The sequence below is a fragment of the Listeria monocytogenes genome (assembly GCF_041765605.1).
Classification (GTDB): Bacteria; Bacillota; Bacilli; order Lactobacillales; family Listeriaceae; genus Listeria; species Listeria monocytogenes_D.
Genome location: NZ_CP168900.1, coordinates 1,191,980 through 1,212,484, shown reverse-complemented (window position 1 = coordinate 1,212,484; position 20,505 = coordinate 1,191,980). Strand labels below are relative to the sequence as shown.

The window sequence follows — 20,505 nt, the reverse complement described above, 5'->3', positions numbered from 1 at the left end:
CCGTTTAGCCGATATTCAGTCTTTCGTCGTAGTATGTTACAATAGAACTTTGAAAGGATGATGCCTTATCGCAAATACAGTTATCTTAGTTGATCAACCAACACTTGAAAAAATGAAACAAACATATCTCCCTTTTTCTAATCCAAAACTACCACCAGGAGCTGTTTTCGCTGCTAAAAAGCCTGGTGTTTCCATCACTGGCTACAAATCTCGTAAAGTGATGTTTCAAGGAGTAAACGGAGAAGCAGAAGCAAAAAAATGGGTAGCCACGCTTCCAGAAGCAAAAACAAAAACACCCTCTGTTTCTAAAGGGATTCTTCCAGCAAACTTTGCCTCTAAAAATGTCATTGGTTCAGATGAAGTTGGCACTGGTGATTTTTTTGGACCGATTACGGTTTGTGCCGCATATGTGGACGCCGAAATGATACCCCTTTTAAAAGAGCTAGGCGTAAAGGATTCGAAAGCAATGAAAGATCCAGAAATTTGTCGTATTGCTGAGAAAATCATGCCGCTTGTTCCACACAGTGTGTTGCTTTGCCCTAATCCTAAATACAATGAACTTCAAAAAAGAGGCATGAATCAAGGACAAATGAAAGCTTTACTACATAACCGCGCGATTGAAAACGTCTTGAAAAAGCTCACACCTATAAAACCAGAGGCGATTTTAATTGATCAATTTGCTGAGAAAAATACGTATTATCGTTATTTAGCAAAAGAACCAAGCATTATTCGAGAAGATGTATTTTTTGCGACAAAAGCGGAAGGATTACACCTTTCCGTCGCTGCTGCTTCGATTATTGCTCGTTATAAATTTGTGCAAGCTTTTGATGCGATGTCAAAAGAAGTTGGCATCCCACTTCCAAAAGGCGCAGGACCTCATGTGGATGCTGTTGCAGCGGAAATCATCGAACGATTTGGTCTGGAAACATTAGCGAAATATACAAAACAGCATTTCGCTAATACAGAGAAAGCATTAAAAATGGTTAAAAAGTAAAAAAACATCTCGTCAATGAATGGCGAAATGTTTTTATTTATATAGAAGGAATTTGCCAATCAATTGGTTTTACACCATTTTGTTCTAAAAATTGATTCGTCTTAGAAAAATGTTTGCATCCCATAAAACCGCGCGATGCTGAGAGCGGACTGGGATGTACGGATGTAAATGCAGTATGTTTCGGATTTGTTAATAATTGCAACTTTTCTTTCGCATTGTTTCCCCATAGTAAAAAGACTACTGGCTCTTCTTTTTGGTTAATGATTTCAATAATGCGGTTTGTTAGTATTTCCCAGCCTTGTCCTCGGTGTGAGTTGGCTTGACCAGCGCGAACAGTTAGAACCGTATTTAATAATAGCACTCCTTGATCTGCCCACGGTATCAAATAACCATTGTTTGGAATCTCACAATTCAAGTCGTTATGTAATTCCAAATAAATATTCTGCAGTGATGGTGGAATCTGCACTCCCTGTTGAACGGAAAATGATAATCCATGCGCTTGACCTGGTCCGTGATATGGATCTTGCCCGAGTATTACTACTTTGACATCTTTACAAGCGGTATGTTTTAACGCATTGAAAATGTCGTACATATCCGGAAATACTTTTTTCGTTTGGTATTCTTTTTTTAGGAACTGGCGAAGGGTTAAATAATACGGTTGGTTAAACTCATTTTTTAGTAACTCATCCCAGTCATTTCCGAGTTTTATCATGATTTTTACCTCCTTCATTCATCTATCTATATCTTAGCAAAATAGTCTTTGGAAGCAAACTAAAAACCGCATCCCCTTTTTTAAAGGAATGCGGTTTATTGTGTTATTTTTTCGGTGGTACGTTTTCTTGATGGTCGCCTTTTCTTGTGATAAATGGCCACCAGTTGCCGCGTCCGAATAGTTTAACCATTACCGGAACGAAGAGTGGTAAAATAACGACGGCATAGAGTACTAAGCCGATTAAAACGACCGTCGCAATTTCGAGTAAGGAAAGCACGCCAGCTGGCATCATTGCGGCGAATGTTCCACCGAGGATAATGACCGCTGAGAAGATAACGCCACCCATATTTTTCATGGCTTTTATCATTCTATCGCGTACAGAAAGTCCGTTATATTCGTTAAATCTTGACATCAAGAATATCGAATAATCGATACCGAGCGCGACGAGTACAACAAATCCGAAGAACGGTGTTGCCCACGTTAGACCACTATATCCGAGAATGCGCATGAAGATAATTTCTGCGAATCCAAGTGCAGCAAAGTATGTTAATACGAGTGATGCAATCAGATAAATTGGCATTACTAGGGAACGCAAGACAATAACAAGTGTTACGAAAACACTCGCTAGAACAATGACAAGAACTAAATGATAGTCAGCTGTTGACATATCTCTTGTATCGTAGTTGGCGCTTGTCATTCCTCCAATACCAATTTTCGCATTTTCTAGTTTTGTTCCTTTCATACTAGCTGCGAGTTGTTCATTAATGTCATCAATTGAATCCATCGCTTCATTGGAATATGGATTTTTCGTCAAAATTACATTAATCGTTGCCAGTTTTCCGTCAGAAGAGATGTATTGATCTAATACTTTTTGGAAATCAGCATTTTTTAGTAGCGCATCTGGTACATAAATACCGGAACTTGCGTAAGGAACTTTTGACCAATCATCAATAAGTCCGTTCGCTGTGTTTAGACCGCTTTCTACTTTGCCTAGGCCGTCTGCGCCAGAAGTTAAGCCATCTGTTAATTGCCCCATTTGACCGCTAATACCTGCAAAGCCATCTTTTAGGGCACCTTGTCCAGCAGCGATTTGTGTTAGTGCATTAGAGATTTCCGGCATTTTGGAAACAACTTGTCCTTGACCATCTGCGGCTTGATTGAGGCCTTTTTCTAATTGATCAAGTCCTGTTTCGATTTGACCAAGTCCTGTACTAAAAGCGCTAAGTCCATCAGAGATTTGTTTGGACTGCTCATTTAATTGATTCATCGCTGTTGCTAGTTGTTGAATGCCTTGATTTAGTTCTTTCATTTTTGCTTGAAGTGCTGCCATTTGTTGTCCAGCAGAGGTTTTCAGTTCGTTACCAGCTGTTTCTAAGCCTTGAATATCTGCGGCTAGTTTTTGGAAACGAGGGTCATTTCTCACTTCTGGATGCGCTGCTGCGAACGCTTGGAAAGAAGCACCAATTTTTTTGAATTGCTCTTCAAGTTTGGAAGTATCAATTGCTTGAGAGCTAGGGTTTTCAAAGCCTTTTAGTTGGTCAGCTACGTTTTGTAAGTTTTTCTGAATTTCTACGTATCCTGCTTGGATTTGCGCTTCTCCATTTTGTAACGTAGCTAGTTGTGATTTGGCTTCTGCTACGCCTTGTTTTAAATCACCAGCACCAGTTGCTCCGCTTTCAATGCCTGTTTGGATTTGTGCGAGTGCTGTTTGTAATTGGTTAATTCCTTCTTGTGTTGCAACAGTGCCTTTTTGTAAATCACTTACTCCCGCAACAGCTTTATCCAAGGCTGGCTCGGATTTTTTGAGTTCTGAACTTGCTGAATCTAGTCCTTTTTTCACTTCCCCTACGCCATCAGTCGCTTGACCAACACCGTCATTTACTTGTCCAGCTTGGTTTTTAATGTATATGTCATCTACCCGTTTTCCGGCTGGACGTGAGGCACTCATAACCATATCGATACCTTTTAAATGAGATAAATCATCGGAAATTTTTTCGATTTGCGCGATGTAATCTGTTGTCCGCATATTATCGTCATTTTCAATAAAGATTTGTGTCGGTGCTACTTGGCCTGCTCCGAAACTGTCAGATACGATTTCAAAACCTTTTTTGGAAGGATATTTGTCGCTAATTTCATCTAATGAGTTAAATGATTCTGTTCCTGTATGCAGTAAGATTGGCGGCAACGTGATAGCTGCAACGATTAATAAAGCAATCCACGGTCTTGCAAAAGTGAATTTACCAGCGGCACCCCAAATTTTGTTTTCTTTATGGCTAATATTTTTATTTAACGGCCAGAATAAATGGGTCCCGAGTGTGCTCATAAAGAATGGTACGAGCGTATACAGCGCGGCAAGTAAAACGACAATCCCAACGCCGACTGCTACTGCGGAACGGTATAAATCAAATTGCACAAAATATAGCGAAGTAAATGCTACGAGAACAGCTACACCACTATAAATGACTGTTTTTCCTGCTGTACGATACGTTGCATGAACAGCTTCTCGTGGATTGAGACCGGCACCCATTTCTTCTTTAAATCGACTCATTAAGAGAATACAATAGTCGGTCCCAATTCCGAACATAATACAAACCATAAAGATTTGCGTGTATGTGGAAACCGGGAAATTAAAAATATCAATTAAAAATGCTACCGTGCTTTGCGCAACGAGGTAACTAATTCCCACGGTTAAAAGTGGAATAAATGGCGCTACTGCGGAACGGAATACAAGGAATAATACGACTAAAATAAAGACAACGGTGATACCTTCTGTTTTATGTAAGCCGTCTTCGGAGCCTTGAACCACATCTTCTTGAATTAGTTTATTACCAGTTAAATATGTGTCAACGCCTTTTACATCCATCTTTTTGTCTAATGCGTTACGGATGCTTTTAACCGAAGCATCTGTGTCATCTACAGTTAAACTTGCTACCAGTGTTTTACCATCTTTAGATAAGAACTTATCTTTTAGTTCTGGTTGGTTAAAGCTTGATACCACATTCGTTACGTGTAGCTCGTCTTTATCTTTTTCGATAGAGTCCAGTGATTTCTGGATATCGTTTAATTCTGTTCCAGTTAACTTATGGTCAGCTGTATAAACAGCAATGTAAGCTGAACCTTTGTCATCTGGATTATGTTTCTTTTGCATTTCCGTTGCTAGTGATGACGGGTAGCCATCAGGCAGTTTTAATTCGCCTTTTTCGCGCACGAGATCTGCCATGGGTGGTGCAATTAACATTAGTACGACTGCTGCTGCAAGCCAAAACGCTAAAACGGCCCAGCGGAGTTTCATAATCCATTTCATGCCAAATCTCTCCTTTTATTGTCTAGGTTCAACAACTGACTTGGTAATCTTTTGAAATAATTCAAAAAATTGTTCGCTGTCTTTTTCTCCTAGTATCTCGAGCCATTCATTCACGAGTAACTCTAATTGTTTTTCGCATTCTTCGTAAACGTTATTCCCTTTTTCTGAGATGGTTAAAACTACGGCGCGTTTATCTTGTTGGTTTCGTTCTCGTCTAATGTAGCCTTTTTCTTCTAATTTCTTCAGTTTCGGTGTAATAGCGCTCTTATTTACTGCTAAAGAGGCTGCGAGTTTTGTTGCGCTGATACCGTTGCAGGTAGCAATCTCGCGCAAAACAAAAAACTGCTCAATGGAAAGATCCACAGTACTTGCTGAAATTTCTGAAATAGCTTGATGTATTTGATTCATCGCAAATATGTATGTTTGTTGGTAACTCTTTATTAGTTGTTTTACTTTTTGTCTTTCCAAATAAAGTTCACCCCCTTAACTATTTTTCAGTTTAAGCTTTATTTATTTTTAAGTCAAATGAAAAGAACTTGCTCAAAAAAACAAGTTCTTTTCTAGATTATTCCACTGATTTTAGCGCTTCAATCATGTCGATGCGTTTCAGCTTAATGTGCATAACAACCATGACAACAGTTGCAAAAACGAGTGTGAGTATGCCGGAAAATAGGTAACTTGTCCAACTAATTGCTGGGCTGAACATCATTTGATCCACTTCTGCGGTGGTGATGATAAAGCGGTGCAAGAAGAAGCCAAGAACAAATCCAGCTATAATGCCCATTAAGGTTAAAATAATATTTTCACGGTAAACATACATCGTCACTTCTTTTGGATAAAAACCGAGTACTTTGATAGTGGAAAGTTCTCGAATACGTTCTGATACATTGATATTTGTCAGGTTGTAGAGCACAACGAATGCAAGTAATGCTGCAGACGTAATGAGTACCACGATAACAATATTGAGACTATCCAGTGTTTCATTTAGTAAAGAACTAACATTATTAGAAAATGTAACATTTAATATCGCTTTACTATCTGTTAATTTTTCTGCAAAATCGCTCTCTACTTTTTCAGAAGTATCTTTTAACATTAATAAATCTAAATTGTAAACTGGTTTTTCTTTAAAAACTTGTTGGTAATATGCTTTCGTCATATAAATGTAGTGCATTGCATAGTTTTCGGTAATAGCACTGACTTTTATTTGAAACTTATCATTCTCCGCGTTTTTCACGGTGATTGTGTCGCCTGGTTTGACGTCAAAAAGTTTAGCTAATTTTTCAGTGATAATGGCCCCATCATCCGTGAGTTTTTCGGTCGTATGACTGGCACGGTCGCGAAGCACAATATAGTCTGGCAATTCATTTACATTTTTAGGAACAATAATAGATGTAGCTTGTGCTGATTGTCCTGATTTTACAGTATCTATATTGGTTTGTGACATGGCTAGCTTACTTTTGATATTGGAGTCATCCATTAGCTCATCAAAAGTTTCTTTGGCTGTAGGTGGCGCACTCATATCTTCGTAGACAGCAGCATCATACTTCATTATTTGGCCATATTGCATTTTGGCGATATCACTAATAGAATTCCGGAGACCAAAACCAGTAAGAATTAAAGCTGTACAGCCCGCAACACCTAGAACCGTCATGAGCATTCTTTGTTTGTAGCGGAATAAATTTCTTGCAGTAACTTTACTTGTGAAGTTCATTCGTTTCCAAATAAAACTAATCCGCTCAAGGAAAATACGTTTACCAATTTTTGGCGCTTTTGGACGCATTAACGTTGCTGCATTAGCGCGAAGTTCTGCTCGACAAGCTACATAAGCGGTAAATGTTGTACAGAATAACGCAACAAATAAGGATAGCAAACTGTAGCTCCAGTAAAAGCCAATATCCACTGGCGGCATTTCATACATCGATTTATAGGCGTTAAAAATGATATTCGGGAAAAACTGGAATCCAATTAATATTCCAAGAACGCTCCCGATTATACTCGCGGTAGAGCCATATACGAGGTATTTCAAAATAATGCTACCATTAGAATAACCAAATGCTTTCAACGTTCCAATTTGTGTTCTTTGTTCCTCTACCATCCGCGTCATCGTCGTCAAACAAACGAGCGCAGCGATTAGGAAGAAGAAAATTGGGAATGCGGTTGATAACGAGGTTAAACGATCTGCATTTTCTTTATATTCGCTGTAGCCTGGATTGTCGTTTCGATCAAGGACATAATATTTTGGAAGTTTGAGCGCATCTAGTTTTTCTTGACCGATTTTAACCTCTTTTTCGGCGCTAGCTAGCTTGCCTTCTGCTTTTGCTTTCTCTTTTTCAAACAAAGCGAGATTTTTTTCGTATTCCGCTTGACCTGCGTTTAATTTGGCAAGTGCGCTTTGTAGTTCTGTGGAACCTGTTTCTTTTCCATCAGCGAGTTGTTGTTTTGCTTGCGAAATTTTTTCTAAACCTGCTTGATATTTAGCAAGACCTTCTTGGTAGGCAGTTTTTGCTTGTTGAAGTTCTTGTTCTTTTGCAGCTAAAGTTTGTTCGCCTTGTTCTATTTTTTGTTTTTCAGCGTCTAAAGTAGCTCTGGCGGATTGGTATTCATTTTCAGCGTTACCAACTTGCGCAAGTGCCGCGTTTAAGGCTTCTCTAATTTCCGCATCACTAATATTGCCATTTTCATAATCATCTAGTAACTGATTCATCGCATTTTCATATTCAGCGCGCTCTGCACTTGATAACTCAAGTTCTGATGCAAGCATTTGAAATGAATTTGTTAAGCTGTTCCGGTCTAGCTCAAAATCAGTTAAATCTGGTTGTTTTAAAGCATTTTCTAATGTCGACTTAGCACTTCGCAAATAACCATTTGCTGTATTAAGAAAATTATTGGCATCTTCCCATGCCGCTCTACCTTCTTCTAATTCCATCTCAGCTTGTGAAAGAGCTGTTTCGCCTTGGTCAATCTGTGTTTTTGCGGTATCAAGTTGCTTTTTCGCACTTCTTAGTTCTGCTTCACCGTTTGCAATCTCTGCTTCGCCTTGCTTGATTTTGGCTTCATAGCTTGCTTTGGCAGCATTATATTCAGAAAATCCTTCTTCTAATTGTGCTTTGGCATTTGCAAGTTTAGCTTCATTTTCCTGTAGTTCTGCTTTTCCTTTGTTAATTTCTGCTGTTGCATCGTCTAATTTCTTTTGTTCCTTCGTCTTGATTTTATTTAATCTTTTTTCTGGTTGGTCTGCTAAAGCTTTTTCGACGCTTTTCTTATCTTTTTCTTCGGTGGATACATATTCGTCACTAAAAGCTTGTTTTGCTGCTAAATTGTTAAAAGTAAGATTGGCAATAGTGTATTCTGGTAAATCAAAATCCTGTTCTGGAATCACACCAAAGGCATCTGTTTTTCCTTTCCCAACCGTGCTCGAGCCACGTTCGGATTTCTGGATGTAAGCTGGTGAGCTAACGAAGCCAACTACTTTATAAGTTGATTTTTTTAGCGTGTTAGTTAACTTATTTCCGTCACTTTTAACAAAAGTTACTTCGTCGCCGATTTTGACATTTTTATGAACAAGGTCATTGTCATCCAGTGCAATTTCCCCTGATTTTTCTGGTAAACGGCCACTAGCTATCTTGTACTGATTTAAATTATCGCTTTTAGATGTAGAAAATAGTTTTGTAACGATATTTTTGTCTTTCATTAAAGTGTCTGCTGTGTACCCGAGATCTACTTGTGCCACACCGGAAATGTCTTCTAGCGCTTCTTTGTCTGACTCATCTAATCCATAAGTAGATTGCACGTTAAAATTAGCTAATTCATACTTATTAAAATAATTATCTGCTGTTAAAAGCATATCTGGTCCAGTTGCTTTAAGTCCGGAGAAAAAAGCAACACCCAACATAATCAGCATAAAAATGGAAATAAAGCGGCTCTTAGAACGCCATATTTCGCGGTAGATATCTTTCCATAAAGCTGAACGTTTCACTGGTTGCTCCTTCCTACCATTCTAAATCATCAATCGACATTGGTTCTGGATTTTCTTTGATGCTGCGAACTTTTGCATTATTAATTTCAATAATTCGATCTGCAATTGGCGTAATCGCTGTGTTATGGGTAATAACAATAACGGTTGTTCCCGTGTTACGGCAAGTTTCTTGTAGTAATTTTAAGACTGATTTTCCCGTATCGTAATCAAGTGCCCCGGTTGGCTCATCGCATAAAAGTAGTTTCGGTGCTTTAGCAAGCGCACGCGCTATGGCGACACGCTGTTGTTCCCCGCCAGATAGTTGTGCTGGAAAATTGTCTAATCTGTGACTTAATCCAACTTGAGTTAAAACAGTTTCTGCGTCTAATGCATTTGGCGCAATTTGTGCAGCTAATTCTACGTTCTCTTTAGCAGTCAAATTAGGTACCAAATTGTAAAATTGGAATACAAAGCCGACATCTGTTCGCCGATATTTAGTTAATTGTTTTGCATTATATTGAGCAATATCCTGCCCATCTACCATAATTTTGCCTTCACTTGCACTATCCATTCCACCTAGAATGTTCAAAACGGTTGATTTCCCGGCCCCGGAAGGTCCGACTATAACAACAAATTCACCTTTTTTTATCCCGAAAGCGATTTTATCATTAGCAGTGACAACGTTCTCGCCCATTTGATAGTATTTAGAGACATCTTTCATTTCTACATAGGTCATTTTATCTCGTCCTTTTTTCTCTGGCATGTGCCATCATTATAACATGTGTTATTTAAGTTAGTGAAGTACTTAAAAAGGAAAGACTTCCGCTATTTTATAAAAAACAAAAAAAGAACCAAACTAGTTGAAAATGTTTTCCATCTAGCTTAGTTCTTCTTCATTTAGCGAATAATCGCATGTAGTTTTTCTTGTAATGCTTCCACTACTTTGTTGGTTGCTTTTTGAACGTCTTCTTCGACTAGTGTTCTTTCGCTGTCTAAGAAAGTTAATGTGTAAGCGAGCGATTTTTTATTTTCGCCAAGGCTTTCTCCTTCGAAAATATCAAACAGCTCGATATTAACTAGTAATTTCCCGCCGTGCTCTTTGATTACTTGCGAAATTGCTGCGTGGTCAGTATCTTTATCCACAAGTAATGCTAAGTCGCGAGTCATTTCTGGGTAACGTGGGATTGGATGGTACACAACTTTTTCTTTGGTTGCATCTAGTAAAGCAGCTACATTGATTTCAAAGACATATGTTTCTTTTAAATCATAGTTTGCTTCTACTGCTGGGTGAAGTGCTCCAAGATAACCAATTTCTTGCCCTTCTAAAATAAGGCTGGCGGTTCTTCCCGGATGCAATTCTTCTTTTTCTGTTTGTTTCCAGTGAAGTTCGGATTTGATACCTAATTTGTTCACTAAACCTTCGACAATTCCTTTTAAAACGAAGAAGTCTACAGGTTTTGGTGTTTTTTGCCAATCAACCGTATGCCAGTTACCAGTAATTAGACCTGCCAAATGCTCTTGTTCAATTGGTAAATTGTCCCCTTCTGTTGCGTAGAACACGGTACCCATTTCGTAAAGTGCCACGTCCATATTTTTACGAGCGATGTTATAACTTGCGCTACGAATTAATTGTGGAACGATACTTGTTCTTAAATGGCTATGTTCTTCACTCATTGGCATCGATAATGCAACTGTTTTTTCATCAGAAAGCGCTAGACGAGTTGCATCTTTTTGGGAGGTCAAAGAGTATGTTAATGCTTGGTTAAGTCCTGCTCCTTCTAAATAAGCACGCATAACACGACGAGCTTTTTGGCTGTCCGATAAGCCGCCTGTTGTGCTTGTCGCTGGAAGTGTTACTGGAATTTCATCGTAACCGTAAATACGAGCTACTTCCTCTAAAATATCTGCTTCAATGGTGATGTCCCAACGTCTTGTCGGCGCTTCAATGATTAGAGCATCATTTTTAACTTCTAATACAAAACCTAAACGATCAAAAATTGTTTCGATTTCCGCAAGTGTAATTGCTGTTCCTAAAATACGGTTAATGCGTGTTAGGCTTGTTTCGATTTTATTTACAGCTTTTTCACGATTATCTACTTCTACGACACCGCCTACTAGTGTTCCGCCACTTAGTTCAGCGATTAACGCTCCGCCATGCGCAAGTGCTTTTTCTACTTTCCATGCGTCAGAACCTTTGTCGTAACGGATGCTTGCTTCTGTACGTAGGTATAATTCGCGAGATGCTTTGCCGATGGAAGAGCTGCTGAAAATGGCACCTTCTAGCGCTACAGTCGTTGTGTTCTCTGTTACTTCGGAAAATTCTCCACCCATAACGCCAGCGATTGCAATTGGTTCTACGCCATTAGTGATAACTGTATGTCCAGCTTGTAAAGTTCTTTTCTCGCCATCAAGTGTGGTAATCTCTTCTTGTTCTTTTGCAGAGCGTACAACAATTTTCTTGCTGCCAATTTTATCATAGTCAAAAGAATGCAAAGGTTGTCCGTATAATAAATTGATGTAGTTGGTAACATCAACCACGTTATTATATGGACGCATACCAGCTTTCATTAGTTTTGTTTGAAGCCATAGTGGCGATTCTTTGATTTCAATGTTCTCTACCATTTTAATAGCATAGTAAGGTGTTTCGGCTGGATTTTCTACTTCTACTGAAATGAAATCGTCCGCTTTTCCTTTTTCAGATACATCAGGCTCGGTTGGCTGTGCTGGTTTTTGATGAATAATCGCACCAACCTCGTGAGCTACACCATTCATGCTCAATGCATCTGCGCGGTTTGGCGTGATTGCCATATCCAAAATCGCATCATCTAGTCCAAGTAAAGTGACTGCACTTACACCCGTTTCCACGTGCTCAGGTAATACATAAATCCCTTCTGCGTATGCTTTTGGTACAACTTTGCTTTCAAAGCCAAGTTCTGCGAGTGAGCAAATCATTCCTTCTGATACTTCACCGCGTAGTTTTGCGCGTTTAATTTTAAGTCCGCCTGGAAGTCTTGCGCCAACTTTGGCTACGATTACTTTTTGACCAGCGGCAACGTTTGGAGCTCCGCAAATAATTTGAACTGGTTCTGCTTCGTCTGTTTGAACGAGACATTTATTCAATTTCTCTGCATCGGGGTGGCGTTCGCATGATAAAACTTCACCGACTACGACATTTTTCAAACTAGCGCTCAATTCTTCTACACCTTCGATTTCAATCCCGGTTCTTGTAATTGCTTCCCCTAGCTCTTCCGCCGTTAACGGGAAGTCTTGGAAAAATTCTTTGACCCAATTATATGAAACTAACATTAGATTTCCCCCGTTTCTGTACTTTGGAATTGCTTCGTAAAGCGTAAATCATTTGTATAAAGGTGGCGAATATCATCCACCGCATATTTCAACATTGCAACACGTTCAGGTCCTAAGCCGAAAGCAAAACCGCTGTAACGCGTGGAATCAATTCCCGACATTTCAAGCACGTTTGGATGTACCATTCCGCTTCCTAAAATTTCAATCCAACCGGTTCCTTTACAAACGCGGCACCCTTTACCGCCACATTTGAAACAAGAGATATCCATTTCAACGGATGGTTCTGTGAATGGGAAGAAGGATGGACGAAGACGAATTTCACGTTCTTCACCGAACATTGTTTTTGCGAGAACAGTTAATGTTCCTTTTAAGTCAGCAAATGTGATGTTTTCGCCAACAACTAGCCCTTCAATTTGCGTAAATTGGTGAGAGTGAGTTGCATCATCATTATCGCGGCGGTACACCTTCCCTGGACAGATAACTTTGATTGGTCCTTTAGAGAAGTCATGTTTCTCCATTGTTCTTGCTTGTACAGGAGAAGTTTGGGTACGTAGTAAAGTATTTTCTGTGATATAGAAGCTATCTTGCATATCACGAGCTGGGTGATCTTTTGGTAAATTTAGCGCTTCGAAGTTATAGTAATCTAGTTCTACTTCTGGCCCTTCTGCGATTTCGTAACCCATCCCGATGAACATATCTTCCATTTCTTCAATTACTTGTGTTAGCAAGTGTTTTGTTCCAATACTCGGAGCAGTCCCTGGTAATGTAACGTCAATAGTTTCTGATTTTAGTTTTTCATTGATTGCTTCTGTTTCTAAAATTTGTTGTTTACTAGAAATCGCTTCTGTTAGGGCTGTTCTTACTTCATTCGCAAGTGAACCCATTTTTGGTCTTTCTTCTGCGGAAAGTTTCCCCATTTGTTTCATGATTTCAGTCATCGGGCCTTTTTTACCAAGGTATTTTACCCGTAAGTCGTTTAATGATTTTAAGTCTGATGCTTCGTTGATTTGCGTTTCTGCTTCATTTTTCAGCGTCTGTAACTGTTCTAACATACCGTTCACTCCTTCTTTTTAGACAAAATAAAAAAGCTCTATCCACAAAGGGACGAGACTTCTCGCGGTACCACCCTAATAAGAACAAAAAATTGTTCCCACTCAAAATTCGATAACGGCTTAGTAACCGGACCACCTTCACACATAAAGTGCTTCTCGGGGGGCGACTCCAGAGGTGAAATGTTCACAAATTCGTTTGTAAAGTGGCTTTCAGTCTATGACCACTTCTCCCTATACAGACTCACTATGCTACTTGGCTCTTTCATTGTCTTTAGTTATTTAGATAGTTTCTATTATAGTATGGTTCTAGGAAAGATTCAAGCTAAAAAATAATCTCTCCATATTGGTTGGAGAGATTATTTCTTTTTTAATTAGGTACTTCCACCCATTTATCCGCCCAGCACTGGACTTCAAGCATTACTTCTTGGAGTGCTTTCCCTTTTTCGGTTAATTCATATTCAATGCGTACAGGAGTTTCTGGATAAACTTGTCTTAAGCAAATATCCATTTCCTCAAGTTCCTTCAAACGTTCTGCAAGCACCCGATCACTCATTTGTGGGATCTCAGCGGCAACTTGTTTAAACCGTTTTGGACCAGTCAGTAAGACATTGATGATAAGTCCAGTCCAGCGTTTACCTAGTAATTGGAACGCCGATTCAAACTTTGGACATACTGTATGTGCATCAGTCATAATTCTCACCTCTAACGTTATTGTACCATATCTATCATCAGAAAGTAACTAATAAATATTATGTTGCTTATATTTAGTAAGTTGCAGCCCGATTGACCAAATTCTTCTTCTGTCTTAAACTATATATAAGATAGTTTTATAGAAGGAGGTACTGATATGCCATCCATTCGCTATATTGTTAAAACGGACGTCGCAGAAACTTTCGAAATAATTAAAGCTGGTCAAGTGGGATCGAATATCGTGTTTTCTGAAGTTAGAACTTTTGATTTTGGAGAACTTGCGACACTTGCCTGCGAAAAATTTTATTTCCGCTCATCGAATCGTGCGGCACTTTTTGTTACGATTAATAATTTTCACGGAGAAACAGAAGTAACGATTATCTCCACTGGTAGTTCAAATGGCTTTTTTACTGGAATTGACTGGGGTGCGGCATTTGATTATATGCACAGTGTTGTAGCCGATTTAAAACGCGTTGCTATTCGGGAAGCAGCTATTGAAAAACAAGAAGAAATCTAAAAAAGTGGTGACTAAGTCAAAACAACTTAGCCACCACTTTTTCTTTATTTTCTTAAACCATACAGTAGAATTCCAGCGGCAACCGCGACATTTAATGATTCACTGTCCCCATAAATTGGAATATATACTTTTTCAGAAAGACGATCTTGTAGTTCCGGAGAAATACCATTTCCTTCATTTCCGACCATCAACGCTAACGTGTCACGTTTTGTCATGTCGTTTAATGATTTCGCTTGGTCATCTAGAACTGCGCCAATAACTGGAACGCCCTCTTCTTCTAAATTCGCAATCCAATCAAATAAATCTGCTTGAATAACAGGAATATGAAAGTGACTACCTTGTGTACTACGAATTACTTTAGGATTATAAAGGTCTGCACTTCCCTTGCCAAGCACGACGCAATCATATCCAGCAGCATCAGCCGTACGAATTAACGTGCCTACATTGCCTGGATCTTGCACTGCATCTACTAGCAACAATTTTTTCCCGTATAAAAGCATCATATCTGGTTCAGATGTTGCGACTACTGCAAAAACGCCTTGCTCTGTCATTGTCTCGCTAATTAAGTGGCTGATTTCTGTACTAATTTCAAATACATCATAATCGCCTTTTAACCACTCTTCCGGAACAGAAACACCACTTGAAACAAGCAGCTCCAGTACTAAACCATCTTGACGTAATGCTTCTTCCACTAAATGGAAGCCTTCCACCAAATAAGTCCCGGTTTTATCGCGGCCTTTTCTCGTTTGTAGTTTTTTCCATGTTTTGACACGGTCGTTTTTTACTGATTGAATCTGTTCCATAAAAGTTGTCCTCTTTTCTCGAAACTCAACCTAAGCGAATTTCTGTTACTTTTTCTTTATCTAAACGTTTGACTACTTCAGTAATTAGTTTTACTGCATTTTCAAAATCATCACGATGTAGCATCGATGAATGAGAATGAATGTAGCGTGTTGCAATTGTAATGGATAGAGACGGGATTCCGTTTCCAGTTAAGTGGATGGAACCTGAGTCTGTACCGCCCATTGGGATTGCTTCAAATTGGTAAGGGATAGATAGTTCATCCGCTACATCTGTGACAAAATTACGAAGTCCGGCATGCGCTACCATAGATGCATCGTAAATGACGATTTGTGGACCTTCACCCATTTTGCTCATTGCTTCTTTGTCTGTAACGCCTGGTGTATCTCCTGCGATACCAACGTCAACGGCAAAACCAATATCTGGTTGAACGAAATGCGCAGCTGTTTTGGCACCACGTAAACCAACTTCTTCTTGAACAGTTCCTACACCGTAAACGATATTTGGATGTTGTTCTTTTTGTAAGTTTTTAAGTACTTCAATCGCAATTGCAAGGCCAATACGGTTATCCCATGCTTTTGCAAGTAAGAATTTTTCGTTTTTCATTACGGTAAAGTCAAAAGCAGGTACAATCATGTCGCCTGGACGAATGCCATAGCTCTCTACTTCCGCTTTATCTACTGCACCGACATCAATAAACATATCTTTAATATCGAATGATTTTTGGCGTTCAGCTGCTGTCATCACATGTGGTGGTTTAGAACCGATAACACCTGTGATTTCTTCGCCAGAACGCGTCACGATAGTTACTTTTTGTGCAAGCATTACTTGGGAAACCCAGCCGCCCACTGTTTGAAATTTGATAAAACCTTTATCGTCAATTTGCGTTACCATAAAGCCAACTTCATCTAAATGGCCGGCAATCATAATTTTAGGTCCATCTTCTGCTCCGACTTTTTTTGCAACAGCACTTCCTAAGCCATCTGTTTCAAAACTATCCGCTAGCGGTTCGATGTATTCGCGGAACACATTTCTCACTGCACGTTCGTTACCGGGAATACCTTTTGCATCTGTTAGTGCTTTTAACATCTTTAATTGTTCATCCATATAAATAACCCTCCTTATAAACTCCTTTTTCATTATAACAGTTTCTTTCTAAAAATCCTTTGAAAACGCAAAAAAAGCCGAGTAATCTATTCAGCTTTTTTTGCAAGGTTATTACCATACGATGGATTGAACATTCAGCAAAGGTAAATTAAAAGCTGTTTTTTCTTTTATATCAGCCTTTGCGAGTTTTGTTTTGTGTAGCTCCGATGTGTCGATATCCATGTTGATTACTAAACGATTGTTATCATCTGTTTTTAGTAATGCATCTACTGTTGGTGCGTAGTCTTCTAATTGATAGAAGTCTTCAATCGATGTACTTTCAATCCAACCAATTGATTCACCGTTTTGATGGATATGGTACCAAGAAATATTGGAATCTGTCACTTTTACTTCTTGATTAATAGAAACTTGACGGCCAAAGTATTTGGTAGTGCTGACGATAGGTTTCGCACCTTTTGTGCCACCCGGAGCAGACCAAACATAGCAATTATCTTTGACAGCTACTTCCCCTGCAGCCTTAATTGCTTTGTCTGATACACGTTCACTATAAACGGTATCATATTTATTTAAATTTGCTTTTTTGATGAGTTCGATTAATTTTGCTGCATACTCTGGATCAGATGAATAGCCTGTTTTGCCAAGCGCTATTGCTGCTTTTTCATAGTCATATTCTTTGATTAGTCCTCCGTATAAATGAGGGTTCCATGACGGGCCATTGACAAATAAAAGTGCGTGGTCGTTCATTGATTCATACCACCCTGGATACGCACGGAAAACAGCATCTGTTCCAACCCAAACAACGCCATTATGTTCTTTAGTCGGTAATTTAATAGAAGCTCCTTGATAGGAACCTTTAATTCCGAATAAGTTATTGCCGTCTTTTGCTAATTTACTTTCGCCCCAATTGGACTCTAGGATTGCTTGCGAAATCGTAATACTAGCTAAAATACCATGTTCTTTTTGCACTTTTTGAGCATGCGGCGCAATCTCATTAATAAACTTCTCTTGCTTGGAAGTCAGGCCGTCCTCTAGACCAGCAGCTTGGGAATGGATTGGTACTGCAAATAATGTAATTGTAATTCCAAGTCCAATTGTCACCAAATGCTTCTTTGCGAGTTGTAACATAATGATTTATTGCACATCCTTCTTTGAAATATCTTTCTGGCTTATCAAAACCAGAAACGTGTGTTCTTTAAAACAACCACTTCATTCTAACAAAACTTCTTTGTAATACACATTACTTTTACATTACTTATGTTACAAATCTTCTTTAAGCCTAGTCTGACGCTTCTTTTGAAAGTTAGCTATTATGAAAATAAAAAAGAAAAAGAGCATCTAAAGGACTTTTTGCCTATAAATAAGACAAGTCATTTTAGCTCTTTTTCGGTTATTTCTTATTTTTTATCAATTAATTCTTGTTTTACCCAACCTATAGGGTCATTCTCCACGGAAATTTGGTACCAAACGCCGCTATCTGTCTTTGCTTCTCGTAAAATCTTTAAATTTTCGCGTTTATAATAGTTGATTTCCTCTACTTTTAACGCTCCAGCTAGTCCATATGGCTTGGTCCAAATCGCACCAGAAACGTCTTTTTTCACTTTTCCATAGCCTGTTGATTTGGTATCATATTGGATTTTATCACTGATACGATCATATAAATCTAGGTCGTATCTTTCAATGATGCTAATTAATTTTTCTGCATAGTCTGGGTCTGTTGCATAGCCAGCTGATTGTAATTCTTGCGCTGCTTTCTTATAATCATCTGCAGCGATAACGCCATTATACTTATCTTTATTCCAGGAAGTTCCCTTTAAAAATAGCTCGGCATGCGCGTCTAATGATTCATTCCAATCTTTGTATTTCCGGAAGTTTGCTTTAATTTCAATAAACTTTCCGTCAACAAATTCCTTGGTTGTCATGGTTACCATAGGCTGCGGTGCTTTACCTTTTACTCCAAATAAATTATTCCCTTCTTGCGCCAAACCGCTTTGGCCCCAGTCAGATTCAAGGATGGCTTGTGCTAAAGTGATACTGGTTAAAATGCCATGCTCGGCTTGAATTTCCTGTGCACGAGGAGAAAGTTTATTTAAAAAGTTTTGTTCTTTCGAATGGAATGCGGGATCCGGTTCTGGTGCGGTCATAATTAAATATTGTTGTCTAACTACCGATGCAATGACTCCTACTAAAATAACTAGAAGTAAAATTCCCGCTATACCGAGTAGTCTTTTCTGTTTTTTCTTTTTGGATAATTTTCTATATTTCAGATGTCGTCACGCCTTTCTGTATACGAGTCCCTTAATGGTATTAGAATACGTTACTTTTACCACAATTGCAATCGGTCTTAAGGTCTTTTAAGAAATCTTTAACATTTTATGACAATACAAAAATAAAGCTATAGAAGCATTTGACGATTCATTGATAATGTTTGTTCTTCATTTTGTAACATTTGCCATCATTTAGTCATATAAGCAACTAATAATTCTTGGAAAGAACAAAAAACATACGAGTTTCTTCTATATATATTGTGCCATTCTCTTTTCAATTTCTTGTATCTCGTTTTTTTCTTTAATGACTAACCACTTTTCGGGATTTTGCATTATTCTTTTTTCAATCAATGGCTTTGTTCTTTGGTCGAATAAATCGTCCCAATAAAACATTTTCTTTAGCATGTTGAAACGAACTGGATAATGTGCTCTTTCTATACGAAGTAATTGTTTGATTTGGCGCTTCCTAAGTTGTTGTCGGATTTGTTTTTTTGGCAAATCGAGAAAAATTATGACGTCCGCTTGGTCGATGCTTTCTGTTGCCCATGCTTCCAAATGAACACCTTCAATAATCCAGTTTTCTTGTTGGAGGATCTCTTTTAATGTAGCAATTTTCTCAGCGTCTGTCCTTCTTACCTCTATTCCTTCTCGTTTCCAGACGATGCGATCTGTTTCAAAATAATCGATTTGATACCATTCAGAAAGCTTTTTAGCTAAAGTAGTTTTGCCACTTCCGACAGATCCGATAATACGAATTTTCATAAAAAAACCTCGCTTTAAATTAAATACTATCTTTTTACCCCGCTTTTATTTTATAATTATCTCATTGTGATAAAAGGGAGGGAAATTTTTGATTATATTATTTATTGTATCAGGTTTGTTAGCTGGGATGGTATTACCAGTTCAAACGGCCATCAATACACGACTTAGTACATATACGAAATCACCGTTTTTAGCTTCGTGGGTTTCTTTTATGGTAGGGACGACTGTGTTACTTATTGTTTGTTTATTTACACAAAAATCATGGCCAATATCTTCAGAAATGATTGCCTCAAATCCTTGGTATATATGGGTTGGCGGTGGAACATTAGGCGTTATTTTCTTAACAGCTAATATTTTACTTTTACCACGTCTGGGCTCTGCACTGCTTGTGATGATTACGGTTTGTGGACAAATGATTATGGCAATTATTATTGATAACTTTGGTTTATTTCAAGTACCAATGCATGAGATTAATATCGAACGTCTACTTGGCGTTATCTTAATGTTCGGCGGCATTTACTTGATGCAACGCTTTTAAAAGGAGGAGAAAACATGACAAAAAGATCATCCAAATCATTATTACTATTTATGGCAATGGGACTTGTTTCTGGACTACTTTCCCCGATTCAAACGTCGATTAATAGCCAACTTCGGCTCACTGTCGGTTCTCCTTTTGTGGCATCATTTATTTCCTTTTTAGTTGGGACAACGTTACTTACGCTTGTTTGTTTAATTGTCGAGCGTCGTTTGACTTTTCAGCTGAAAGGAGTCGGCCGAATTCCTTGGTGGGTTTTCACTGGCGGTGCGCTTGGAGTGCTCTTCGTAACTTCTAACATTTTACTTTTACCTTTACTAGGCTCAGCAATGACGGTTGTTTTAGCGCTTTGTGGGCAAATGATTATTGCACTTATTATTGATCATTTTGGTTTTTTCGGGGTTATTCCTCATCCAATTAACCGTTATCGTATGATTGGTGTTTTATTAATGCTTATTGGTGTATTTTTAATTCAACGTTTTTAAAAAAAGGAAAACCTCTCCAGC

17 protein-coding genes and 1 other annotated feature are annotated in these 20,505 nt (G+C 38.6%); of the genes, 4 read left to right on the top strand and 13 right to left on the bottom strand.

Going from position 1 to position 20,505, the window contains the following annotated elements; translation table 11 throughout:
• Window positions 1–67: 67 nt before the first annotated feature.
• Window positions 68–994, top strand: coding sequence for a ribonuclease HIII (gene rnhC / locus AB2Q86_RS06190; RefSeq protein WP_041176503.1), 927 nt, complete (start codon window positions 68–70; stop codon window positions 992–994).
• Between the two features lie 37 nt (window positions 995–1,031).
• Here the strand turns inward: rnhC and AB2Q86_RS06185 are convergent, their stop codons facing one another.
• The 8 genes from AB2Q86_RS06185 to AB2Q86_RS06150 form a co-directional block, all read right to left on the bottom strand.
• Window positions 1,032–1,706, bottom strand: coding sequence for a uracil-DNA glycosylase (locus tag AB2Q86_RS06185; protein ID WP_012581495.1), 675 nt, complete (start codon window positions 1,704–1,706; stop codon window positions 1,032–1,034).
• A gap of 103 nt (window positions 1,707–1,809) precedes the next feature.
• Entirely contained in the window at window positions 1,810–5,010 is a 3,201-nt protein-coding gene (locus tag AB2Q86_RS06180) for an MMPL family transporter (RefSeq protein WP_012581496.1), read from the bottom strand.
• A 15-nt stretch (window positions 5,011–5,025) separates the two neighbouring features.
• Window positions 5,026–5,478 (bottom strand): MarR family winged helix-turn-helix transcriptional regulator, encoded by a 453-nt coding sequence (locus AB2Q86_RS06175; RefSeq protein WP_003729716.1) that lies wholly within the window; start codon window positions 5,476–5,478, stop codon window positions 5,026–5,028.
• A gap of 97 nt (window positions 5,479–5,575) precedes the next feature.
• Window positions 5,576–8,986 carry an ABC transporter permease gene (locus AB2Q86_RS06170; RefSeq protein WP_012581497.1) on the bottom strand — a complete coding sequence of 1,137 codons (3,411 nt, stop codon included), beginning with the start codon at window positions 8,984–8,986 and terminating at the stop codon, window positions 5,576–5,578.
• Window positions 8,987–8,999: 13 nt separating this feature from the next.
• A complete protein-coding gene (locus AB2Q86_RS06165; protein ID WP_003729718.1) occupies window positions 9,000–9,701 on the bottom strand; it encodes an ABC transporter ATP-binding protein in 702 nt (233 codons plus the stop codon).
• A 161-nt stretch (window positions 9,702–9,862) separates the two neighbouring features.
• A complete protein-coding gene (gene pheT, locus AB2Q86_RS06160) occupies window positions 9,863–12,271 on the bottom strand; it encodes a phenylalanine--tRNA ligase subunit beta (protein ID WP_012581499.1) in 2,409 nt (802 codons plus the stop codon).
• The gene (gene pheS, locus AB2Q86_RS06155; RefSeq protein WP_012581500.1) at window positions 12,271–13,323 is read right to left on the bottom strand and encodes a phenylalanine--tRNA ligase subunit alpha; all 1,053 of its coding nucleotides are present in this window, start codon (window positions 13,321–13,323) and stop codon (window positions 12,271–12,273) included. The genes pheT and pheS overlap by 1 nt, the downstream gene beginning before the upstream one ends.
• Before the next feature lie 45 nt (window positions 13,324–13,368).
• Window positions 13,369–13,598: a binding site (T-box leader), on the bottom strand.
• Between the two features lie 92 nt (window positions 13,599–13,690).
• Complete coding sequence (locus AB2Q86_RS06150; protein WP_003721618.1) at window positions 13,691–14,014, bottom strand: helix-turn-helix domain-containing protein; 324 nt, start codon at window positions 14,012–14,014, stop codon at window positions 13,691–13,693.
• Window positions 14,015–14,170: 156 nt separating this feature from the next.
• Between AB2Q86_RS06150 and AB2Q86_RS06145 the strand changes: the two genes are divergently transcribed.
• Window positions 14,171–14,530, top strand: coding sequence for a DUF6054 family protein (locus AB2Q86_RS06145; RefSeq protein ID WP_012581501.1), 360 nt, complete (start codon window positions 14,171–14,173; stop codon window positions 14,528–14,530).
• A 44-nt stretch (window positions 14,531–14,574) separates the two neighbouring features.
• On the opposite strand, the gene AB2Q86_RS06140 is transcribed toward AB2Q86_RS06145, so the two are convergent.
• The 5 genes from AB2Q86_RS06140 to AB2Q86_RS06120 form a co-directional block, all read right to left on the bottom strand.
• Window positions 14,575–15,333 carry an RNA methyltransferase gene (locus AB2Q86_RS06140; RefSeq protein WP_003721616.1) on the bottom strand — a complete coding sequence of 253 codons (759 nt, stop codon included), beginning with the start codon at window positions 15,331–15,333 and terminating at the stop codon, window positions 14,575–14,577.
• A gap of 25 nt (window positions 15,334–15,358) precedes the next feature.
• The gene (locus tag AB2Q86_RS06135; protein WP_012581502.1) at window positions 15,359–16,438 is read right to left on the bottom strand and encodes a M42 family metallopeptidase; all 1,080 of its coding nucleotides are present in this window, start codon (window positions 16,436–16,438) and stop codon (window positions 15,359–15,361) included.
• A 111-nt stretch (window positions 16,439–16,549) separates the two neighbouring features.
• A complete protein-coding gene (locus tag AB2Q86_RS06130) occupies window positions 16,550–17,536 on the bottom strand; it encodes a glucosaminidase domain-containing protein (RefSeq protein ID WP_077904946.1) in 987 nt (328 codons plus the stop codon).
• Window positions 17,537–17,832: 296 nt separating this feature from the next.
• The gene (locus tag AB2Q86_RS06125) at window positions 17,833–18,702 is read right to left on the bottom strand and encodes a glucosaminidase domain-containing protein (protein WP_003729722.1); all 870 of its coding nucleotides are present in this window, start codon (window positions 18,700–18,702) and stop codon (window positions 17,833–17,835) included.
• A gap of 249 nt (window positions 18,703–18,951) precedes the next feature.
• Complete coding sequence (locus tag AB2Q86_RS06120) at window positions 18,952–19,464, bottom strand: AAA family ATPase (protein WP_012581505.1); 513 nt, start codon at window positions 19,462–19,464, stop codon at window positions 18,952–18,954.
• Window positions 19,465–19,552: 88 nt separating this feature from the next.
• On the opposite strand from AB2Q86_RS06120, the gene AB2Q86_RS06115 reads away from it, so the two are divergent.
• Window positions 19,553–20,002 (top strand): DMT family transporter, encoded by a 450-nt coding sequence (locus AB2Q86_RS06115; RefSeq protein WP_003721609.1) that lies wholly within the window; start codon window positions 19,553–19,555, stop codon window positions 20,000–20,002.
• A gap of 14 nt (window positions 20,003–20,016) precedes the next feature.
• On the top strand, window positions 20,017–20,484 hold the full coding sequence (locus AB2Q86_RS06110; protein WP_003729724.1) for a DMT family transporter: 468 nt from the start codon (window positions 20,017–20,019) through the stop codon (window positions 20,482–20,484).
• Window positions 20,485–20,505 lie beyond the last annotated feature (21 nt).